15 protein-coding genes are annotated in these 16,541 nt (G+C 67.7%); 6 read left to right on the top strand and 9 right to left on the bottom strand.

Annotation, left to right across the window (positions count from 1 at the left end):
• Window positions 1-18 precede the first annotated feature (18 nt).
• The gene (locus tag AB0N24_RS10250) at window positions 19-936 is read right to left on the bottom strand and encodes an SDR family oxidoreductase (RefSeq protein WP_364123418.1); all 918 of its coding nucleotides are present in this window, start codon (window positions 934-936) and stop codon (window positions 19-21) included.
• A 229-nt stretch (window positions 937-1,165) separates the two neighbouring features.
• On the opposite strand from AB0N24_RS10250, the gene AB0N24_RS10245 reads away from it, so the two are divergent.
• From AB0N24_RS10245 to AB0N24_RS10230, 4 genes are all read left to right on the top strand, one after another.
• Window positions 1,166-1,993, top strand: a complete 828-nt coding sequence (locus AB0N24_RS10245; RefSeq protein ID WP_364123416.1) for an IclR family transcriptional regulator — start codon at window positions 1,166-1,168, stop codon at window positions 1,991-1,993.
• A gap of 222 nt (window positions 1,994-2,215) precedes the next feature.
• A complete protein-coding gene (locus tag AB0N24_RS10240; RefSeq protein WP_364123414.1) occupies window positions 2,216-3,919 on the top strand; it encodes a urocanate hydratase in 1,704 nt (567 codons plus the stop codon).
• The gene (hutH, locus tag AB0N24_RS10235) at window positions 3,916-5,508 is read left to right on the top strand and encodes a histidine ammonia-lyase (protein WP_364123412.1); all 1,593 of its coding nucleotides are present in this window, start codon (window positions 3,916-3,918) and stop codon (window positions 5,506-5,508) included. The genes AB0N24_RS10240 and hutH overlap by 4 nt, the downstream gene beginning before the upstream one ends.
• A gap of 165 nt (window positions 5,509-5,673) precedes the next feature.
• Complete coding sequence (locus AB0N24_RS10230; RefSeq protein WP_364123410.1) at window positions 5,674-5,910, top strand: hypothetical protein; 237 nt, start codon at window positions 5,674-5,676, stop codon at window positions 5,908-5,910.
• A 24-nt stretch (window positions 5,911-5,934) separates the two neighbouring features.
• Here AB0N24_RS10230 and AB0N24_RS10225 read toward each other — a convergent pair whose 3' ends face one another.
• From AB0N24_RS10225 to AB0N24_RS10195, 7 genes are all read right to left on the bottom strand, one after another.
• On the bottom strand, window positions 5,935-6,171 hold the full coding sequence (locus AB0N24_RS10225; RefSeq protein WP_364123408.1) for a hypothetical protein: 237 nt from the start codon (window positions 6,169-6,171) through the stop codon (window positions 5,935-5,937).
• Window positions 6,172-6,349: 178 nt separating this feature from the next.
• Window positions 6,350-7,210 (bottom strand): phosphogluconate dehydrogenase C-terminal domain-containing protein, encoded by an 861-nt coding sequence (locus AB0N24_RS10220; protein ID WP_364123406.1) that lies wholly within the window; start codon window positions 7,208-7,210, stop codon window positions 6,350-6,352.
• A 1-nt stretch (window position 7,211) separates the two neighbouring features.
• Window positions 7,212-8,045 (bottom strand): sugar phosphate isomerase/epimerase family protein, encoded by an 834-nt coding sequence (locus AB0N24_RS10215; protein WP_364123404.1) that lies wholly within the window; start codon window positions 8,043-8,045, stop codon window positions 7,212-7,214.
• Window positions 8,042-8,854: a triose-phosphate isomerase family protein gene (locus AB0N24_RS10210; RefSeq protein ID WP_364123402.1), complete on the bottom strand. Its 813-nt coding sequence runs from the start codon at window positions 8,852-8,854 to the stop codon at window positions 8,042-8,044. Before AB0N24_RS10210 ends, AB0N24_RS10215 begins: the two co-directional genes overlap by 4 nt.
• On the bottom strand, window positions 8,838-9,308 hold the full coding sequence (locus AB0N24_RS10205; RefSeq protein WP_364123400.1) for a ribose-5-phosphate isomerase: 471 nt from the start codon (window positions 9,306-9,308) through the stop codon (window positions 8,838-8,840). The genes AB0N24_RS10210 and AB0N24_RS10205 overlap by 17 nt, the downstream gene beginning before the upstream one ends.
• Window positions 9,305-11,050 carry a dihydroxyacetone kinase family protein gene (locus AB0N24_RS10200; RefSeq protein ID WP_364123398.1) on the bottom strand — a complete coding sequence of 582 codons (1,746 nt, stop codon included), beginning with the start codon at window positions 11,048-11,050 and terminating at the stop codon, window positions 9,305-9,307. Before AB0N24_RS10200 ends, AB0N24_RS10205 begins: the two co-directional genes overlap by 4 nt.
• A gap of 102 nt (window positions 11,051-11,152) precedes the next feature.
• On the bottom strand, window positions 11,153-12,517 hold the full coding sequence (locus AB0N24_RS10195) for an MFS transporter (protein ID WP_364123396.1): 1,365 nt from the start codon (window positions 12,515-12,517) through the stop codon (window positions 11,153-11,155).
• A 215-nt stretch (window positions 12,518-12,732) separates the two neighbouring features.
• Here AB0N24_RS10195 and AB0N24_RS10190 point away from each other — a divergent pair, with 215 nt between their 5' ends.
• Both AB0N24_RS10190 and AB0N24_RS10185 read left to right on the top strand, forming a co-directional pair.
• Window positions 12,733-13,476, top strand: a complete 744-nt coding sequence (locus tag AB0N24_RS10190; protein ID WP_104173906.1) for a FadR/GntR family transcriptional regulator — start codon at window positions 12,733-12,735, stop codon at window positions 13,474-13,476.
• A gap of 110 nt (window positions 13,477-13,586) precedes the next feature.
• On the top strand, window positions 13,587-15,527 hold the full coding sequence (locus tag AB0N24_RS10185) for a hypothetical protein (RefSeq protein ID WP_364123394.1): 1,941 nt from the start codon (window positions 13,587-13,589) through the stop codon (window positions 15,525-15,527).
• A gap of 9 nt (window positions 15,528-15,536) precedes the next feature.
• On the opposite strand, the gene hutG is transcribed toward AB0N24_RS10185, so the two are convergent.
• Entirely contained in the window at window positions 15,537-16,508 is a 972-nt protein-coding gene (gene hutG, locus AB0N24_RS10180) for a formimidoylglutamase (protein ID WP_364123392.1), read from the bottom strand.
• Between the last annotated feature and the right edge of the window lie 33 nt (window positions 16,509-16,541).

The raw sequence follows: 16,541 nt of genomic DNA, 5'->3' as shown, positions 1-16,541 counted from the left end.
AACACCAACCCCGGAGCCTCAGCGGTAGCCGGTGGCGTCAGCAGGGCGTCCGGCCTCCTGAACCTCGACCAGGTAGCGCCAGCAGTCGGGCCGTGAGCCGTCGATGTCCGTGAAGCCGTACTCCTGCGCCAGGCCGCCGGAGGAGAAGGAGCCGCCGGTGCGGAGGTTTACGTCCGGGTCCGCCGCCAGGGCCGCCACGGCGCGGCCCACAAAACGGGGGCTCTCGGAGATCGCGGCGAAGTGGGGCTGCGTTGGCTCAGCGTCTCGCCAAGTCGCTTCGGTGACGCCGAAATGCTCCAGCATCATTTCAGAGCGCATCCAGCCGGGGGTCAGCGCCACTGCGGTGCAGCCGAATCGCTTCAGCTCCTCGGCCTGGCTGAAGGCGAGCCGCAGGACTGAGTTTTTGACCAGGTCGTAGAACGTCGAGACCCTGTAATGGTCCGCGTTGTATTCGCGGGTGCCGTCAGTCATTTCCACCACCAGGCCGCCGGGGTTCCGGATCAGCAGCGGCAGCGCGAAGTGGCTGGTGATCAGGTGCGTATCGACAGCGGTATGCAGCATCCGCAGGCCGGAGCCCAGGTTGTGCGACCACACCGGAGTGTCCCATTCGATGAGGTTTTCCCCGCCCCAGATGTCGTTCACCAGGATGTCCAGGCGCCCATGTTCGTCGTCGATCCGCTGCACGAGCGACTCCACCGCCGCCGGATCCAGGTGGTCCACGCCGACGGCGATGCCCACCCCGCCGGCGGCCGTGACCTGCGCGGCAGTGTCCTCGATGGTCTCCGGCCGGCCGTAATCGGACCGTTGGCCCTGCGTGCTGCGGCCGGTGCAGTACACGGTTGCCCCGGCTTCGCCGAGCGCGACGGCGGTGCCGCGTCCTGCTCCGCGCGTGGCCCCGGCGACCAGTGCGACTTTTCCTGCCAACGGTTTGGTCATAGTTGCGTTCCCCACCCTTATGCGCTGGCCGCCGCGGCGGCGGCAACGGTCCGTGACCTCCATCGAAGCACCGGCCGCGCCTCCCCTGGACGAAGGTCTGGTATCCCAGACAGCTATGTGGTTCGATGGCGTGTCGGGGTGCCCGGCCAGGGCGCAGGCTTAAGTACGGGATACCGGACACCTGCCCATCTTCAGTCGAAGGGTCCGCCCGCGAGCGATGGAGGACAGCATGGCCGATGACGAGGCGCCCGTACGGGCAGCGTCAAAGACGGCAGCAAAGGTGACGTCGAAAGTCCCGGCGGCAGAAAACGCCCTGCGCATCCTCAAACTGCTGGCCTCCAAACGCGGTCCCATGGCGGCGTCGAACATTGCCACTGCGCTGGGCCTGCCGCGCTCCAGCGTCTACCACCTGCTGGGGGTCATGGAGGCAAACGGCTTCGTGATGCACCTGCATGAGGAGCAGCGGTACGGGCTGGGCATCAGCGCCTTCGAACTCAGCTCCGCCTATTCGCGCCAGGAGCCGCTGTCCAGGATCGGCCGGCCGATGCTCGCCTCGCTGGTGGACGTCATCGGTGAAAGCGCGCACCTGGCGGTGCTCCATGGCCGTGACGTGCTGTATATCGTGGAGGAGCGCGCCAAGAACCGGCCGTCCCTGGTGACCGACGTCGGCGTCCGGCTGCCCAGCCACCTCACCGCCAGCGGGCGGGCCATCCTCGCGGCGCTGCCCAAGTCGCAGGTCCGCGCGCTGTACCCGAACACCGCCGCCTTCACGGCCCGGCATGAGGTGGAAGGCGCCATCATGAAGTACTCGGCGCTGTCCTCGCACCTGGACCAGGTCCGGCAGCGCGGCTATGCCACCGAACACGGCGAGGTGACCCCCGGCTTCGGCTCGATTGCCGCTGCAGTGACGGACCACGTCGGATGGCCGACGGCGGCGGTCGCCGTGACCTTCCTCGAGGACAAGCTCCCGGCGGACCAGTGGCCTGCCCTCGCCGCCCGCATCCGGAAAGTGGCGGACGAACTCTCCGTGCGCATCCACGGCCGCCCCGCCCAGTAACTCACCGGCCCCGGCCCAACTGACTGGCACTAAACGTCGTCAAACCAGCTTTTCGCGACGTTAAATGCGAGCTAGTTGGGACAGGGCGGGCGCGTCTGGAATCCCGGACAGCACTCGCCGGCAGGCCCTGTTTCCGCCCGGCCGGACAGGCTTTAGTGGATACAGAACCTCTTTCCTCCCGAACCACCATCACCAATCACCAAGCACACGAAGGAGCCCCTCATGGCACCCGCCGATTTCACTACCGGTGCCCGCCCGGTCAAAGCAGCCCGCGGTACCGAGCTCACCGCCAAGTCCTGGCAGACCGAAGCCCCGCTGCGGATGCTGATGAACAACCTCGATCCCGAGGTCGCCGAGCGTCCGGACGACCTGGTGGTCTACGGCGGCACCGGCCGTGCGGTCCGGTCCTGGGCCGCGTTCGATGCGATCACCCGCACCCTGGAGACGATGGAAAAGGACGAGACCCTGCTGGTCCAGTCCGGCAAGCCCGTCGGTGTGTTCCGCACCAACGAGTGGGCGCCGCGCGTGCTCCTGGCCAACTCGAACCTTGTCGGGGACTGGGCGAACTGGCCCGAGTTCCGCCGGCTCGAGGCCGAGGGCCTGATGATGTACGGCCAGATGACCGCCGGGTCCTGGATCTACATCGGCACCCAGGGCATCCTGCAGGGCACCTTCGAGACCTTCGCCGCGATCGCCCGCAAACTCACCGGGGACGAGAACGGCACCCTCGCCGGCACCCTGACCCTCACCGGCGGCTGCGGCGGCATGGGCGGCGCCCAGCCGCTCGCGGTGACCCTGAACGACGGCGCCTGCCTGATTGTCGACGTCGACGAGACCCGGCTGCGCCGCCGCGCCGGCAAGCGCTACCTCGACGAGGTCGAAACCGACCTCGACGCCGCCATCGCCAAAGTCCTCAAGGCAAAGGAAGAACGCCGCGGCTGGTCCGTCGGCTACGTCGGCAACGCCGCCGAGGTCTTCCCCGAAATCCTGCGCCGCCACACCGCCGGCGAGCTCACCGTCGACATCGTCACGGACCAGACCTCCGCGCACGACCCGCTGAGCTACCTGCCCGAGGGCATCACCGTGGACGAGTGGCAGGCCGAGGCCGCCGCGGACCCCGAAGGGTTCACCAAGAAGGCCCAGGCCTCGATGGCCCGCCAGGTCCAGGCCATGGTCGAGTTCCAGGACGCCGGGGCCGAGGTCTTCGATTACGGGAACTCCATCCGGGACGAGGCCCGCACGGGCGGCTATGACCGGGCGTTCGAGTTCCCCGGCTTCGTCCCGGCCTACATCCGGCCGCTGTTCTGCGAGGGCCTGGGCCCGTTCCGCTGGGTCGCCCTGTCCGGGGACCCCGAGGACATCGCCGTGACCGACGCGGCGATCAAGGAACTGTTCCCGGAGAACAAGCACCTGCACCGCTGGATCGACGCAGCACAGGAACGGGTCGAGTTCGAGGGCCTGCCCGCGCGGATCTGCTGGCTCGGCTACGGCGAACGCGCCAAAGCCGGGCTGCTGTTCAACCAGCTGGTCAAGGAAGGCAAAGTCAAAGCACCCATCGTGATCGGCCGGGACCACCTCGACTCCGGCTCCGTCGCCTCCCCGTACCGGGAAACCGAGGCCATGGCCGACGGCTCCGACGCGATCGCCGACTGGCCGCTGCTGAACGCCCTGCTGAACACCGCCTCCGGCGCGACCTGGGTCTCGATCCACCACGGCGGCGGCGTCGGCATCGGCCGCTCCATCCACGCCGGCCAGGTCTCCGTCGCCGACGGCACCGACCTCGCCGCGCAGAAGCTCGAACGCCTCCTCACCAACGACCCCGGCATGGGCGTCATCCGCCACGCCGACGCCGGCTACGACCGCGCCCTCGACGTCGCCCAAGAACGCGGCGTCCGCATCCCGATGAACGAAGGAACTGCAAAGTGACTGTCATAACGCAAGCACCGCTCACTGTCACCCTCGGCTCCAGCGGCGTGACCCCCGAGGACGTTGTCGCCGTCGCCCGCCACGACGCCAAGGTGACCATCTCCCAGGAAGCGCTGGACACGGTTGCAAAGGTCCGCGCCCACATCGACGACCTCGCACACAGCGAGGTTCCCGCCTACGGCATCTCCACCGGCTTCGGGGCCTTGGCCAACCGGCACATCCCCAACGAGCTGCGCACCCAACTGCAGAAATCACTGATCCGCAGCCACGCCGCCGGCATGGGCCCGGCCGTGGAACGCGAAGTGGTCCGCTGCATCATGTTCCTGCGCGCCAAGACCCTCGCTTCCGGCCGCACCGGCGTCCGGCCCGTCGTCCTGCAGACCATGGTGGACGTGCTCAACGCCGGCATCACGCCGGTGGTCCGTGAATTCGGCTCGCTCGGCTGCTCCGGCGACCTCGCCCCGCTGTCCCATTGCGCCCTGGTGCTGATGGGCGAGGGGGAAGCGACCGGCCCCGACGGTGAGCTTTATGGCGCGAAGGGCGGCCGCACCGTCGCCGAGCTCCTCGCTGGACACGGGATCGAACCCGTCACGCTCGCGGAGAAGGAAGGGCTGGCGCTCGTCAACGGCACTGAGGGCATGCTGGGCATGCTGCTGATGGCCATCGCGGACATCCGCCAGCTGCTCACGACGGCGGACATCACCGCCGCGCTCAGCGTCGAGGCGCTGCTCGGCACGGACCAGGTGTTCCTGCCCGAGCTGCACGCCGCGCTCCGCCCGCACCCGGGCCAGGCGGCGTCTGCGGACAACATGCTGCGGGTACTGTCCAATTCCCCGATCGTGGCGTCGCACCGCATCAACGACACCAAGGTGCAGGACGCGTATTCACTGCGCTGCGCACCCCAGGTGGCCGGTGCCGTCCGCGATACGGTGGACCACGCGGCGCTCGTCGCCTCGCGTGAACTCGCCGCAGCCATCGACAACCCCGTGGTCCTGCCGGACGGCCGGGTCAGCTCCAACGGCAATTTCCACGGCGCCCCCGTGGCGTATGTCCTGGACTTCCTGGCGATCACCGTGGCGGATTTGAGCTCCATCGCGGAACGCCGCACGGACCGCATGCTGGACCCGGCGCGTTCACACGGGCTGCCGGCCTTCCTGGCCGCGGATCCCGGGGTGGACTCCGGCCTGATGATCGCCCAGTACACGCAGGCCGGGCTCGTCTCGGACAACAAGCGGCTCGCCGTTCCTGCCTCGGTGGATTCCATCCCGAGCTCCGCCATGCAGGAGGACCATGTGTCCATGGGCTGGCACGCGGCGCGCAAGCTGAGGAAGGCCGTGGAGAACCTGCGCCGCGTCCTGGCCATCGAGCTGGTGACCTCGGCGCGGGCCATCGACATGCGGACCCAGCTGTCCGGAGGGGAACTGACGCCGGGACCGGCCGGCACTGCCGTCATCGCGGCACTTCGCAACGTGGTGGACGGTCCGGGAACCGACAGGTTCCTGTCGCCGGAACTGGAGGCCGCAGACCGGCTCGTCGCGTCAGGCGAGATCCGCGCGGCAGCCGAATCCGCCGTCGGAATTCTGGCCTAAAAATGAATATTGTGCATCAGGAATGACAAATTCCCGGCGCCCCCGCAACACTTAGCGACACAACGGGCGGGGGCCCGGGAATTGTAGTAGAACTAAAGATGTAGTGATGAAGTCCACACCAACGATGTTGTGGCAAACGAACATATACAAAGGGGTAGAAGTTCAATGAAAGCACGGGGGACGGTTCTGTCCAGGCGGATGGCATTTGCTGCCACGGTTTCCGACTGGAGGAGCCTCAAAGCAGGCGAGCGGGTCGAAATCCTCAAGCACGCGCATGTGGTGGCTGCAGGTGAAGTTGAGGAAGTTTCCGTGAGTGGAAACGTGCTTTGGCTGGTGCCTTCAAGCCCGTCGGAAAACCAGCTCTTTATGAAATCCGACGGCGTCCAGGTCCGCAGGGCGTAAGTCCTCGGACGTAAGCCGCCGTAGTTAAGCGGCGATGTCCTCGTAAGTCTCACCGAACGGGACGGAGTCGTCCAGGGCCACGGTGTAGGCGCCAGGCTCGAGCCGGGTAACGCGGATACCGCAGTTACCGTCCTCGACGGCGGCTTCGATGAGCTCCTGGACGGCGCTCTCCAGGCCGTCGTGAACCTCCTCGGCGGTCGAAAATGTCAGGCGGATCGATCGGACGTTGCTGGTCTGGGATTCCATGATGGCGGAGCTCATTGCAGGACTTTCTCTAAACTGATTGCCGGTTTGGCCACAGACCAGTCTACCGGCGATGTCAAAAAAGGTAAGATGTCAGGCATTTGTCCCGCAGGATTTCGGGTCCACCGAAGTCCTGCGGGACAGCCTGTTTTCAGCCTTCCCGGCCCGGGCTGCGGCCCTGGCGGGGCCAAGTCGCCTAGCGCTTGACGGCGTCGAGCTTGAGCATCCTGGCGATGACGCCGTCCAGCTCGGAGTCATCGAAGATCTTCTTCCAGTCGTCCTTGATGATGGTGTCCTTGCCGTACTGGATGGCGATTTCGCAGGCCTCGGAGAACGGGTTGGAACCGCGGAGGGCGTTGGTCAGGGCGATCTGTACGTGGCCGAACAGCATGGCCTTGGCTGCTTCCTCCGGGACGCCGGCGGTGTGCACGGTCTCGTGCAGCGCCTCGTTGAGCAGGGTGCCGATCATGCAGGCCACGGTTTCCACCAGGGTGGGTTCGAGGATGGCGAGCTGCTTCACGGTGACCCAGTGCACGTCGATGACGGGGGCGTAGATGGTGCGGATGACGGCCTCGGCCGAATCGCGGGTCGTGGCCGGTGCGTCCTCGTCGATGGCGGCCACAACGTTCTGCGGGGCGCCTTCGCCGCCGAAGGTGTCGGCCCATTCTTCCTTGGTGGTGCGCTCCAGGAACACGGACGGATGGCACGGGTGCGCCACGGCCTGGACCACGTCGTCGCGCTTGGCCAGCAGCCCGGCGTAGGCCGCTGCCGGGTCCAGGGTGAGCAGGATTGCGCCGGCCTTCATCTGGGGGACGACGCCCTCGGACACAACGCCCAGGACGGTGTCGGGGACGGCGAGGATCACCACGTCGGCGCCCTTGACGGCGTCGTCGGTGGAGGTGATTTCGCGGCCTTCGGTGCGGACGCGGTCCTGGCCTGCGGGGGAGTTCTCGCTGTAGAAGACGGTGTGGGCGCTCTTCTGGAGGTTCCGGGAAACGCGCATCCCCATTTTGCCACCGGCTCCGATGACGGCGACGGTCAATTGCTCTGCTGACATTTCACTTGCTCCTTAGGAAATCGATGCTTTGCTGGGTCCACTGGTTTTCGAGGCGGATGGTTTCCGCCTCGGAGTCCTGCCACGGCAGCCAGTGTTCGACGATTTGGTTGATGTTTCTTTCTTTGGGCTGAAACTTCCCGGCCATGTAGTCATAGTCGAGAAGGCCTTCGCCGAGGGGAGCGCCGGAGTACGTGAACCCGACCCACCCCTCCTTGCGGCTGAACGCAAAGTCTTTGATGTGCATGTTCAGGACATAAGGCGCGACGGCGTCAATCACCTCACGCGGCATCTCCAGCGCCGCGACCGTGTTGGCCGGGTCGCTGCAGATGCCCAGGTAGGGGCTGTCCACGCGGCGGATCACGTCCAGGATCCGTGAGGTGGGGACCTGTTCGTAGGTTTCCACCGCGATCTTCACCCCGGCTGCCTGGAATTCCGGCAGGACCTCGGCGAAGATTGCTGCCGCCTCGTCAGCCGTCGGGGTGTGGCCCGGGACGTTGAACATGGTCCGCAGCAGGGGAGATCCGAGGATCCCGGCGATGCGCAGGAACCTGCGCAGGTGCTCCGGGCGGATGCCCTTGGTGCCCAGTTCCAGCGCGACGCCGAGGCGGTCCGCGGTGGCCCGCACGGCTGCGAGTTCCGTCTCGGTCATGGATTCCAGCGGGGCGTAGTCGCAGATCTGGAAGAGCTCCACGCCCAGGGCCGCGGTCCGCTCCAGTGCCTGGTGGATACTGAGCGGCTCGGAGACCTTGTCCGAGAGCTGCCAGAAGAACGCGTAGCTGCTCAGACCGATCGTTGAACCCTGGCCAATCCGTGAACCCTCGCCGACGCCGCTCATGCGGCCACCTTGTTCGCGGCAAGCCGTGCGGCGGCCTCGTCCAGGATGGCCTTGAGCGCCTTCGGATCGTGGGCGAAGCGGCCCAGGAACAGCCCGGCGACGGACATGTCGAGCTGGCTGATCAGGCCGGGGCCGGCGCTGCCACCGTAGATGACCCGGCTCTCGGCCTGCCCGGGCAGGGAGCGCAGGTGCGCATCCAGCCCTGCGATGACGGCACTGATGTACTGCGGGGTGGCAGGTTCGGGTGCGCCGATGGCCCACTGCGGCTCGTAGGCCACGATGGTCCGGCCGGCGGGTCCGAGGGACTGGGCCCGAACCAGGGCCCCGTTGATCTCGGCGCTGCAGAGGGCGACGGCCTCCTCCACGGAGCCCTGCACCAGCTCGCCGACGCACAGGACGGGGATCAGGCCGTTGCGGTACGCCGCGGCCGTCTTCAGCCCGATGACCGTGTCATCCTCGCCAAAGATCCGGCGGCGTTCGGCGTGGCCCACCTCGGCGTAACGTCCGCCGAGCTCGGCCACGGTCTTGCCGCCGACTTCGCCGGTGTAGGGTCCTTCGTCTTCCCAGAAGATGTCCTGGGCTCCGGCGGCTGCCCCTGCGGTTCCGAGGATGCGGGCCGCTTCGGGCAGTACCGGCAGGGTGGGCAGCACGAACAGTTCGATGTCGCCGTTCTGGACCGCCGGGTGCGCGAACGCGATGGTGGCCACTTCGCGGCAGTATTCGAGTGTGCGTTCGTAGCCGAAGTACATCTTCAGGCTGACGCCGATGATGGCCTTCGGTGTTGTTGCTGTCTTAGCAGGAAGTGACACCTTCATAGTCCTTAATCAGGGTGACCTTTTCGGCCGAGGCGGAGGTCTCGTCAAAGGTGTAGGTGAGCCATTCGCGGGCGAGCCGGCGGGCCAGTTCCAGTCCGACGACGCGCTGGCCGAAGGTGAGGACCTGGGCGTTGTTGCTCAGCACGGAGCGTTCCACCGAGAAGCTGTCGTGCGCGGTGACGGCGCGGACGCCGGGGACCTTGTTCGCGGCGATGGCCACGCCGAGCCCGGTGCCGCAGACCAGCAGGGCACGGTCGGCCTTGCCGGCGGCAATCAGTTCGGCGGCGGCGATGGCCACGGACGGGTAGGGGGTGTGGCTGGTGGCGTCCACCCCGACATCGGTCACGGATTCGACCAGGTCGGAGGCCTCCAGGTCAGCCTTCAGGGCTTCCTTGTATTCGAATCCGGCGTCGTCGGCTCCGATGACCAGGCGCAGTTTGGCGCTCATGCTTTCTCCTTAATAGTTGTCTGTTCGGTGAGGGTGTTGTGGATGGCTCGGACGATCAGTGCCATGGAGACCGCTCCGGCGTCCGGGGTGCCGAGGCTCTTCTCGGCGTGCGGGCGGGCGCGGCCCATCAGGGGCAGCAGTTGGGCGGTGTCTTCGGCGGCCTGCTGCGCAACGGTGGCGGCGGCGCCCCAGGCCTCGGTGAGGGACTGCCCGGCATTCACTCCGGCTGCCAGTGCGTCGCGGAACGGGACCAGGACGTCCACCAGGGTCTTGTCCCCGGGTTTGGCCTTGCCGAAGTCCATGATCGCGAACGCGGCGCCGGCCACTCCGGCGGCGACAGTCCCGGCGTCGGGGGCTTTGGTGTCCCCAACCGCGTCACCGACGGCCCGCAGGGCCATGCCCCAGAGGGCACCGGAGGTACCGCCGGCCTTGTCGGCCCAGGCGTCTGCGGCGAAGTGCAGCGTGGTGGCGGCCCCGGCACCGCGGGCGACGGCGTCGCGGGCTGCGTCAACGGCGGCGCGGACGCCGCGTTCCATGCCGATGCCGTGGTCGCCGTCGCCGGCGATGGCATCGATCCGGCCGAGCTCGTCGGCGTTGGCGTCCACCACGGCCTTCGCGGCGCCCAGCGCGGCGAGGACCCGAACGGCGCCGGCGCGGGACTCATCCGTTGCGTCAGGAATGGAGAGTTCGACGTCGGCAAGCTCGGTGCCGTCGGACGCTGAGAGGGCTTCGGCGGTGACCGCGCCGCGGCGGAAGGCCGGGGCGTCGGCGGGGGCGTTCCAGAGGGTCTCGAGTTCGTCGTCGAGCCAGAAGAGGGTGAGGGAGGTGCCGGCCATGTCGAAGCTGGTCACGAGTTCGCCCACCTGCGGGTCCACGGCTTCCAGGCCCGCTTCGGCCAGGAGCTGGGCGACGCGGCGGTAGACCACGAACAGCTCCTCGTACTTGACGCTGCCCAGACCGTTGAGGATGGGGACAACCCGCGCCCCCTTGGTCTCCAGGCCCTCGGGGACTTCGGTGAGGAGCTTGGAAACGAGCAGCTCGGCGAGTTCGTCCGCCGTCGGGATGTCCGTCTCGCCGATGCCGGGTTCGCCGTGGATGCCCATGCCGACGGCCATCCGGCCCTCGGGGACGGAGAACAAGGGGTGGTCGGCGCCCGGCAGGGTGCAGCCGGTGAAGGCCACGCCGAAGGAACGGGTGCGGTCGTTGGCGCGCTCGGAGATGTCCATGATCCGGTCCATGGGGTGACCGGCTTCGGCGGCCGCGGCGGCCACCTTGAAGACGGTCAGGTCCCCGGCGATGCCGCGGCGCTTGGCGCGCTCGGCGAGCGGGGCGGAGGAGACGTCGTCGGTGACGGCGATGCTGCGGCAGTCGATGCCTTCCTTGCGGAGGCGGTCCTGGGCCTGGTTGAAGTGCAGGACATCGCCGGCGTAGTTGCCGTAGCCCAGCAGCACACCGGCCCCGTTGTTGGCGGCCTTCGCCACGTTGTAGACCTGCTTCGCGGAGGGGGACGCGAAAAGATTGCCCATCGCGGCCCCGTGGGCCAGGCCCTGTCCCACCAGGCCGGCGAACGCCGGGTAGTGGCCGGAGCCGCCGCCGATCACCAGCGCCACCGTGTCCGGGGTGCTCTTGGTGTTGCGGACGACGCCGCCGGACACGCGCTTCACCCACCGGCCGTGGGAGGCGACAAAGCCTTCGATCATCTCGTCAGCGAAGGCTGAAGGTTCATTGAACAGGCGGGTCATGGGAAAGCTCCTGGAGTTATTGCTCGCTCCGGTGGCTCGACCACCGGGTTTGTTGGGTTGGTGCGGAGGCGTCCCCGGGCAAGGGGGACGCCTCCGGGCCTGTTACGGCTCGGCGTGGTGTCCGGCCCCCGCGGGGTCCAGGGCTTCAGCCGGGACGCCTTCGCTGACCTTGCCGGCGCGGCTCAGCGCCACCATGAGGATGGAGGACAGGAGCATAAAGCCGCCGACGACGAACATCGGCACCGTGTACCCGCCGGTCAGGTCCTTGAGCCAGCCGGTGACGTAGCCGGCGCTGAAACCGGCCAGGTTGCCCACGGTGTTGATCAGGGCGATGCCGGCGGCGGCTGCTGCGCCGGTGAGGAACTGGGTGGGCACCGTCCAGAAGTTGGGCAGTGCAGCGAAGATGGACATGGCCGTGATGGTGATGACGGCGATCGTCGCGGCCGGCGAACCGGCGAACAATGCGAGCGGGATGCTCAGGCCGCCGATGAGGGCCGGAAGGGCGATGTGCCAGGTCTTGACGCCGCGCTTGGTGGCGTCCTTGGACCAGAAGTACAGGGCGAACGCCGCCGGCAGGTACGGGATGGCGGTGATGAGGCCCTTCTGGAGCACATCGAACTTGGTGCCGTAGATGCCTTCGAAACCGGCGATGATGGTCGGCAGGAAGAATCCGAGGGCGTACAGGCCGTAGATGAAGCCGAAGTAGATGGCCGAGAGCATCCAGACCCTGCCGTTGCCGAAGACGGTGCGGACGCTGACGTGCTTGTTGCTGGCGGTGGTCGCCTTCTTTTCGGTCTCCAGCGCACCGGTCAGCCAGGTCTTTTCCTCGGCGGTCAGCCACTTGGCTTTCGCGGGGGAGTCAGCTAGGTAGAACCAGGCGATGACGCCGACGATGATGGCCGGAAGGGCCACGCCGAGGAACATAACGCGCCAGCCGGAGAGGCCGAAGAGGCCGTGCTGCTGGATGAGGAGGCCGGCCAGCGGGGCACCAATGACGGTGGTCAGCGGCTGCGCCAGGTAGAACAGGGCAAGGATCTTGCTGCGGTGCCGGGACGGAACCCAGAGGCTGAGGAAGAGGATGGCGCCGGGGAAGAAGCCGGCCTCGGCCACGCCCAGGATGAAGCGCAGGATGTAGAGATGCTCCACGCTGCCCACCCAGGTGAACAGCAGGGACACGATGCCCCAGCTGACCATGATCCGGGCCAGCCAGCGGCGTGCGCCGAACTTGTGCAGTGCCAGGTTGCTGGGGATCTCGAGCAGGATGTAGCCGATGAAGAAGACGCCTGACGCGAAGCCGAACTGGGCTGCCGAGAGGGCCAGATCGGTGTTCATGCCGTTGGGGCCGGCGAACGAAATGGCCGTCCGGTCCAGGTAGTTGATGAAGAACATCAGGGCAACGAACGGCACCAGCCGGATCGCCACTTTCCTGATTGCAGATTTTTCGACCACCGATTGTGTGGTGTCCACGTTGACTCCTAGATGTTGGTGTCCCGGCCGCATCCTGCGCTGGAGGCGTGGGGCTGGTTTCGAGGCTTAGCGCCGGGTGTGCGTATCAAGGTGGGGGGCTAGGCCTGTGACTTCCACCATAAGGCCGAAACGGCAAATTGGTCAACCGGTTGACTGGTTTATGTCCGCGGGGGCGGATGCCGTTCAGGGCAGCGTCCGGTTGCTACGCTGAGACTGTGTCAGCAAACTCCGCCGCCTCGACGGCCAAAATCAGCGCCGCGCTCGGTTCCATGGGGCAGGGTTCTGTCGTCTCCGAGGTAGCCGAGAGGCTGATGGCCTACTTCACCAGCGGTGACATCGCCGCCGGAACCCGCCTTCCAGCCGAGCGCCAGCTGGCTGCATCGCTCGGGGTGGGCCGCTCAGCGGTCCGCGAAGCATTGGCGGCCCTGGAAATCCTGGGCATCGTGATCGTCCGCCCGGGGTCCGGGACGTATCTGCGCGACGGCGTCTCCGAACTCCTGCCGCGGACCCTCAGCTGGGGACTCATGCTGGGTGAACCGAGGACGCGTGAGCTGGTTGAGCTGCGGAGCGGACTGGAGGTCCAGGCCGGGCAGCTTGCTGCGGCCAGGATCACGGACGAGGCACTGGGGCGCATGCGCGCCAACCTCGACGCGATGGAAAAGAACCTGGACCACCTGGCAGCATTCGTGGAAGCCGACGCCGCCTTCCACAAGGAAATCGCCACCAGTTCCGGAAACCAGGTACTGCAGGAGCTGCTGCAGAGCATCCGCTCCCTGCTGCGGATCTGGGTTGACCGTGCACTGACCGATGAAGGGCACGCTGCCGCCGCGCTCGCAGAGCACCGGGCCATTTTCGAGGCGCTCGAATCACACGATGCCGAAGCAGTCACGAAGGCCATGGCCTCCCATATGACTACAGCCTCGCGCCGCCTGCTGGCCGGCTACGACGCCGCGCAGTAACCACTGGCGGACGGCCATTGAGCCGCCGCGCCCCATCCGATATCGTCAAGGCGACAGGACCGCCCTGGGTCAGCTGGGTGCAGTCACCAGCCACCAGAGAGCAGCCTTCCGTGACTACCGAGCACTCCGCAACACTGCACTCCGCAACACTGTCCGCCCAGGCGGTTTCCGACAAGCGCCCCGCGCTCGAACGGCGCCTTGATCCGCAGGTCCGCATGCTTGCCGTGGGCGTCTGGACGGCCGAGCTGGTGGGGGACGAACTGGCGAACATCAGCTACGGCGGCAGGCCCGTGCTTCGTGCCATCAAAGCGGTGGTGCGGGACCACGAATGGCGCACCTTTGCGCCGTCGGTACGGGACCTTGCCGAACTGAAGGACGACGACGGCGTCAGCCTCCGTCTCCACGTCGATTATGCGGCACCCGGCTCGGCGGACTCCGCTGCCCCCGCCTTCGAAGCCATGCTGATGCTGCGGGTCACTCCGGCCACGGTGGAGGTATCGTTCTCGGGCCGGGCGAAGACAGCGTTCCGGCGGAACCGGATCGGCCTGGTGGTCCTCCATCCCACCGGCGAAGCCGGACGGGACGTCAGCGTGGTGTCGCCGGACGGCAACGTAACCGCCGGGGCCTTCCCCACGGACATCAGGCCGGACCTGGTTTTCACGGACATCTCCTCGCTGGAGTGGGCCGACGCGGGGACCGCCTTCGACCTTGGCTTTTCCGGGGACATCTTCGAAACCGAGGACCAGCGGAACTGGAGCGACGGGTCCTTCAAGACCTACAGCACCCCGTCCGCACTGCCCATCCCGGTGGACGTGGCCGCGGGTGACGCCGTGACCCAGTCGGTCAGCATTGAGGCCCTCAGCATCGAGACGCCGGACAACCCCGCCCCCGGCGGCTACGACCGCATGGCCTTCACGTTGGGCGAGCCGGTGGGCACTGTCCCGGCGCTGGCGCTCTCCGTGGACCCGGCCGGAGCGGCGGCTGCAAACGCCGGGGAGGGAGCGCAGCTTCCCGGCCTCGACGCCGTCCTGGTGGAACTGTACGAACCCCGGGAGCTCTGGCCGGCCAAGCTTGCCGCCGCGGCCCGGGAGGCCGACCGCCACGGTGCGGCGCTGGATGTACGGGTCGTTTCGGCGTCCGCGGACGGCGTGGCGGAAGCCCTCAGCGGAGCCCGCGGCGGGCAGCTGTCGCGGATCATCCGCTTGGGACTGTTCCACCCCGAAACGCAGTGCACGGATCCGGCGGCGTTTGCCGCGCTGAAGGAGCCGCTGCAGCTCGCAGGATTCAGCGGGCAGCTCCTGGCCGGCACCAGCTCGCATTTCACCGAACTAAACCGGTGGATTGCCGGCGGCGGCAGCCCCGTCCCGCAGGACGCCGATGCCCTGGCGTTCAGCCTCACGCCGCAGGTCCACAGCACGGAGATTCCCCACATCGTGGAGACCGTACCCATCCATGGGGTCGCCGCGGCCAATGCCGTAAGGCTCGGGGAAGGGCGCCCTGTCCACGTGGGCCCCATTACCCTCAAGCCCCGGTTCCACGCCCCTGACCAGCACGCCGACGGTGATGAACTCCAGGACCACAGCTTCACCGCAGCGTGGACCCTGGCCAGCCTCAAGGCCCTTACCCTCGAGGGTGTGGCCTCCGTGACGTACTTCGAGGCCGGATCTCCGCGGGGCATCGCAGCACCAGACGGCACCCTCAATCCCGTGGGGGAGCTGCTGCAAAAGCTGGCCGCGTGCAAGGGCGAACCTGTGCTGGCGGCCACCCGGCAGCCGGTTCAACGAACCGCCGGGAAGACCCCGCTGACGGTTTACCCGGTGCAGTCAGCCGCCGGCCTGCAGGTGTTCCTGGGCAACCTCAGCCCGCGCGAAGCCACAGCGGTGCTGTCCCTTCCGGGCGGCGCCCATGCGGCGGCAGAGATGACGGTGATCGGGGCCGCGGCCGGCGCCACCGCGGTTGCGGATCCCGCGGAGGCATCATCACCGGACAACGGAGTTCTGGCGGTAACGCTGGGACCGTGGTCCACCGCCGTCGTCACCTTCGGGGACTGACCCCGGCCTCTAGCCCAGCAGCGTGTTGACCAGCCGCGCGGCCACTTTGGCCGTGCGCTGGTCGATGTCGAATTCCGGGCTCAGCTCGGCGACGTCCAGGTGCAGCAGTTTCCCGCTGGCAGCCACCTGCCGGCACACGGCGCTGATCACGGCCAGGGGCACCCCGAACGCGGCCGGGGCACTGACTCCCGGGGCCACGGCGGCGGGCAGCACATCCAGGTCGATGGTCAGGTAGAGGACATCCACGCTATCCAGGAAGTCGGCCACGAATTTCCGGGTGGCCTCCGCCGAGGACTCCTCATCCAGCAGGTACTTGACGCCCAGCCGTTCGGCGGTCCTGAACAGGGCGCGGGTGTTGTTGGGCTCGGAAATCCCGACGACGGCGTAGTTAAGTCTGCGTTCGGCGGCCTCCTCCGCCCGGGCCATCTGCAGGAAGGGAGTGCCGGAGGACGGCTCCGGAGCGTCGCGGAGGTCGAAGTGCGCGTCCAGGTTCAGCACGCCCAGCCGCTTCCCGCCGCGGACGGCTTCGGAACCGGCCACACCAAGGTAGCTGGCGAACGCGGTTTCGTGGCCGCCGCCCAGCACCACGGTGAGGTTGCCGGCGTCGAGCATTTCAGCGACTGCCAGCCCGGCGCGCGCCTGTCCGGCCTCCAGGGCGTTGTCCTTGACGGTCACATCACCGGCGTCGAACACCTCGCGCCGGAGGTGGAACGCAAGCGGACCGAGGGCGGCCCGGATGGCGCCGGGGGCCGCAGCGGCGCCCACCCGGCCCTTGTTGCGCAGCACGCCCGCATCGCTGCTGAAGCCGAGAATGACGGCGGGTCGGCTGCCGGGCGCTGCGTGGTCGGGTAGGGGAGCGGCGGGCTCGTGGCGATACGGCGTGACGGCCTGCCACCAGCGGCGGTGCTCGGCGCCGTCGCCGTCGAAACGGCCCCTCCACGTGAGCGGCGGGATGTCGACTGTTAGGGCTGTGTGAGGCATACTCCAAGCTCACCGCAGCAGTGCCCCCAAAAC

The sequence above is a fragment of the Arthrobacter sp. NPDC093128 genome (assembly GCF_040683875.1).
Classification (GTDB): domain Bacteria; phylum Actinomycetota; class Actinomycetes; order Actinomycetales; family Micrococcaceae; genus Arthrobacter.
Note: the sequence above shows the minus strand (reverse complement) of the source record. Positions and strands in the feature narration are given on the sequence as shown.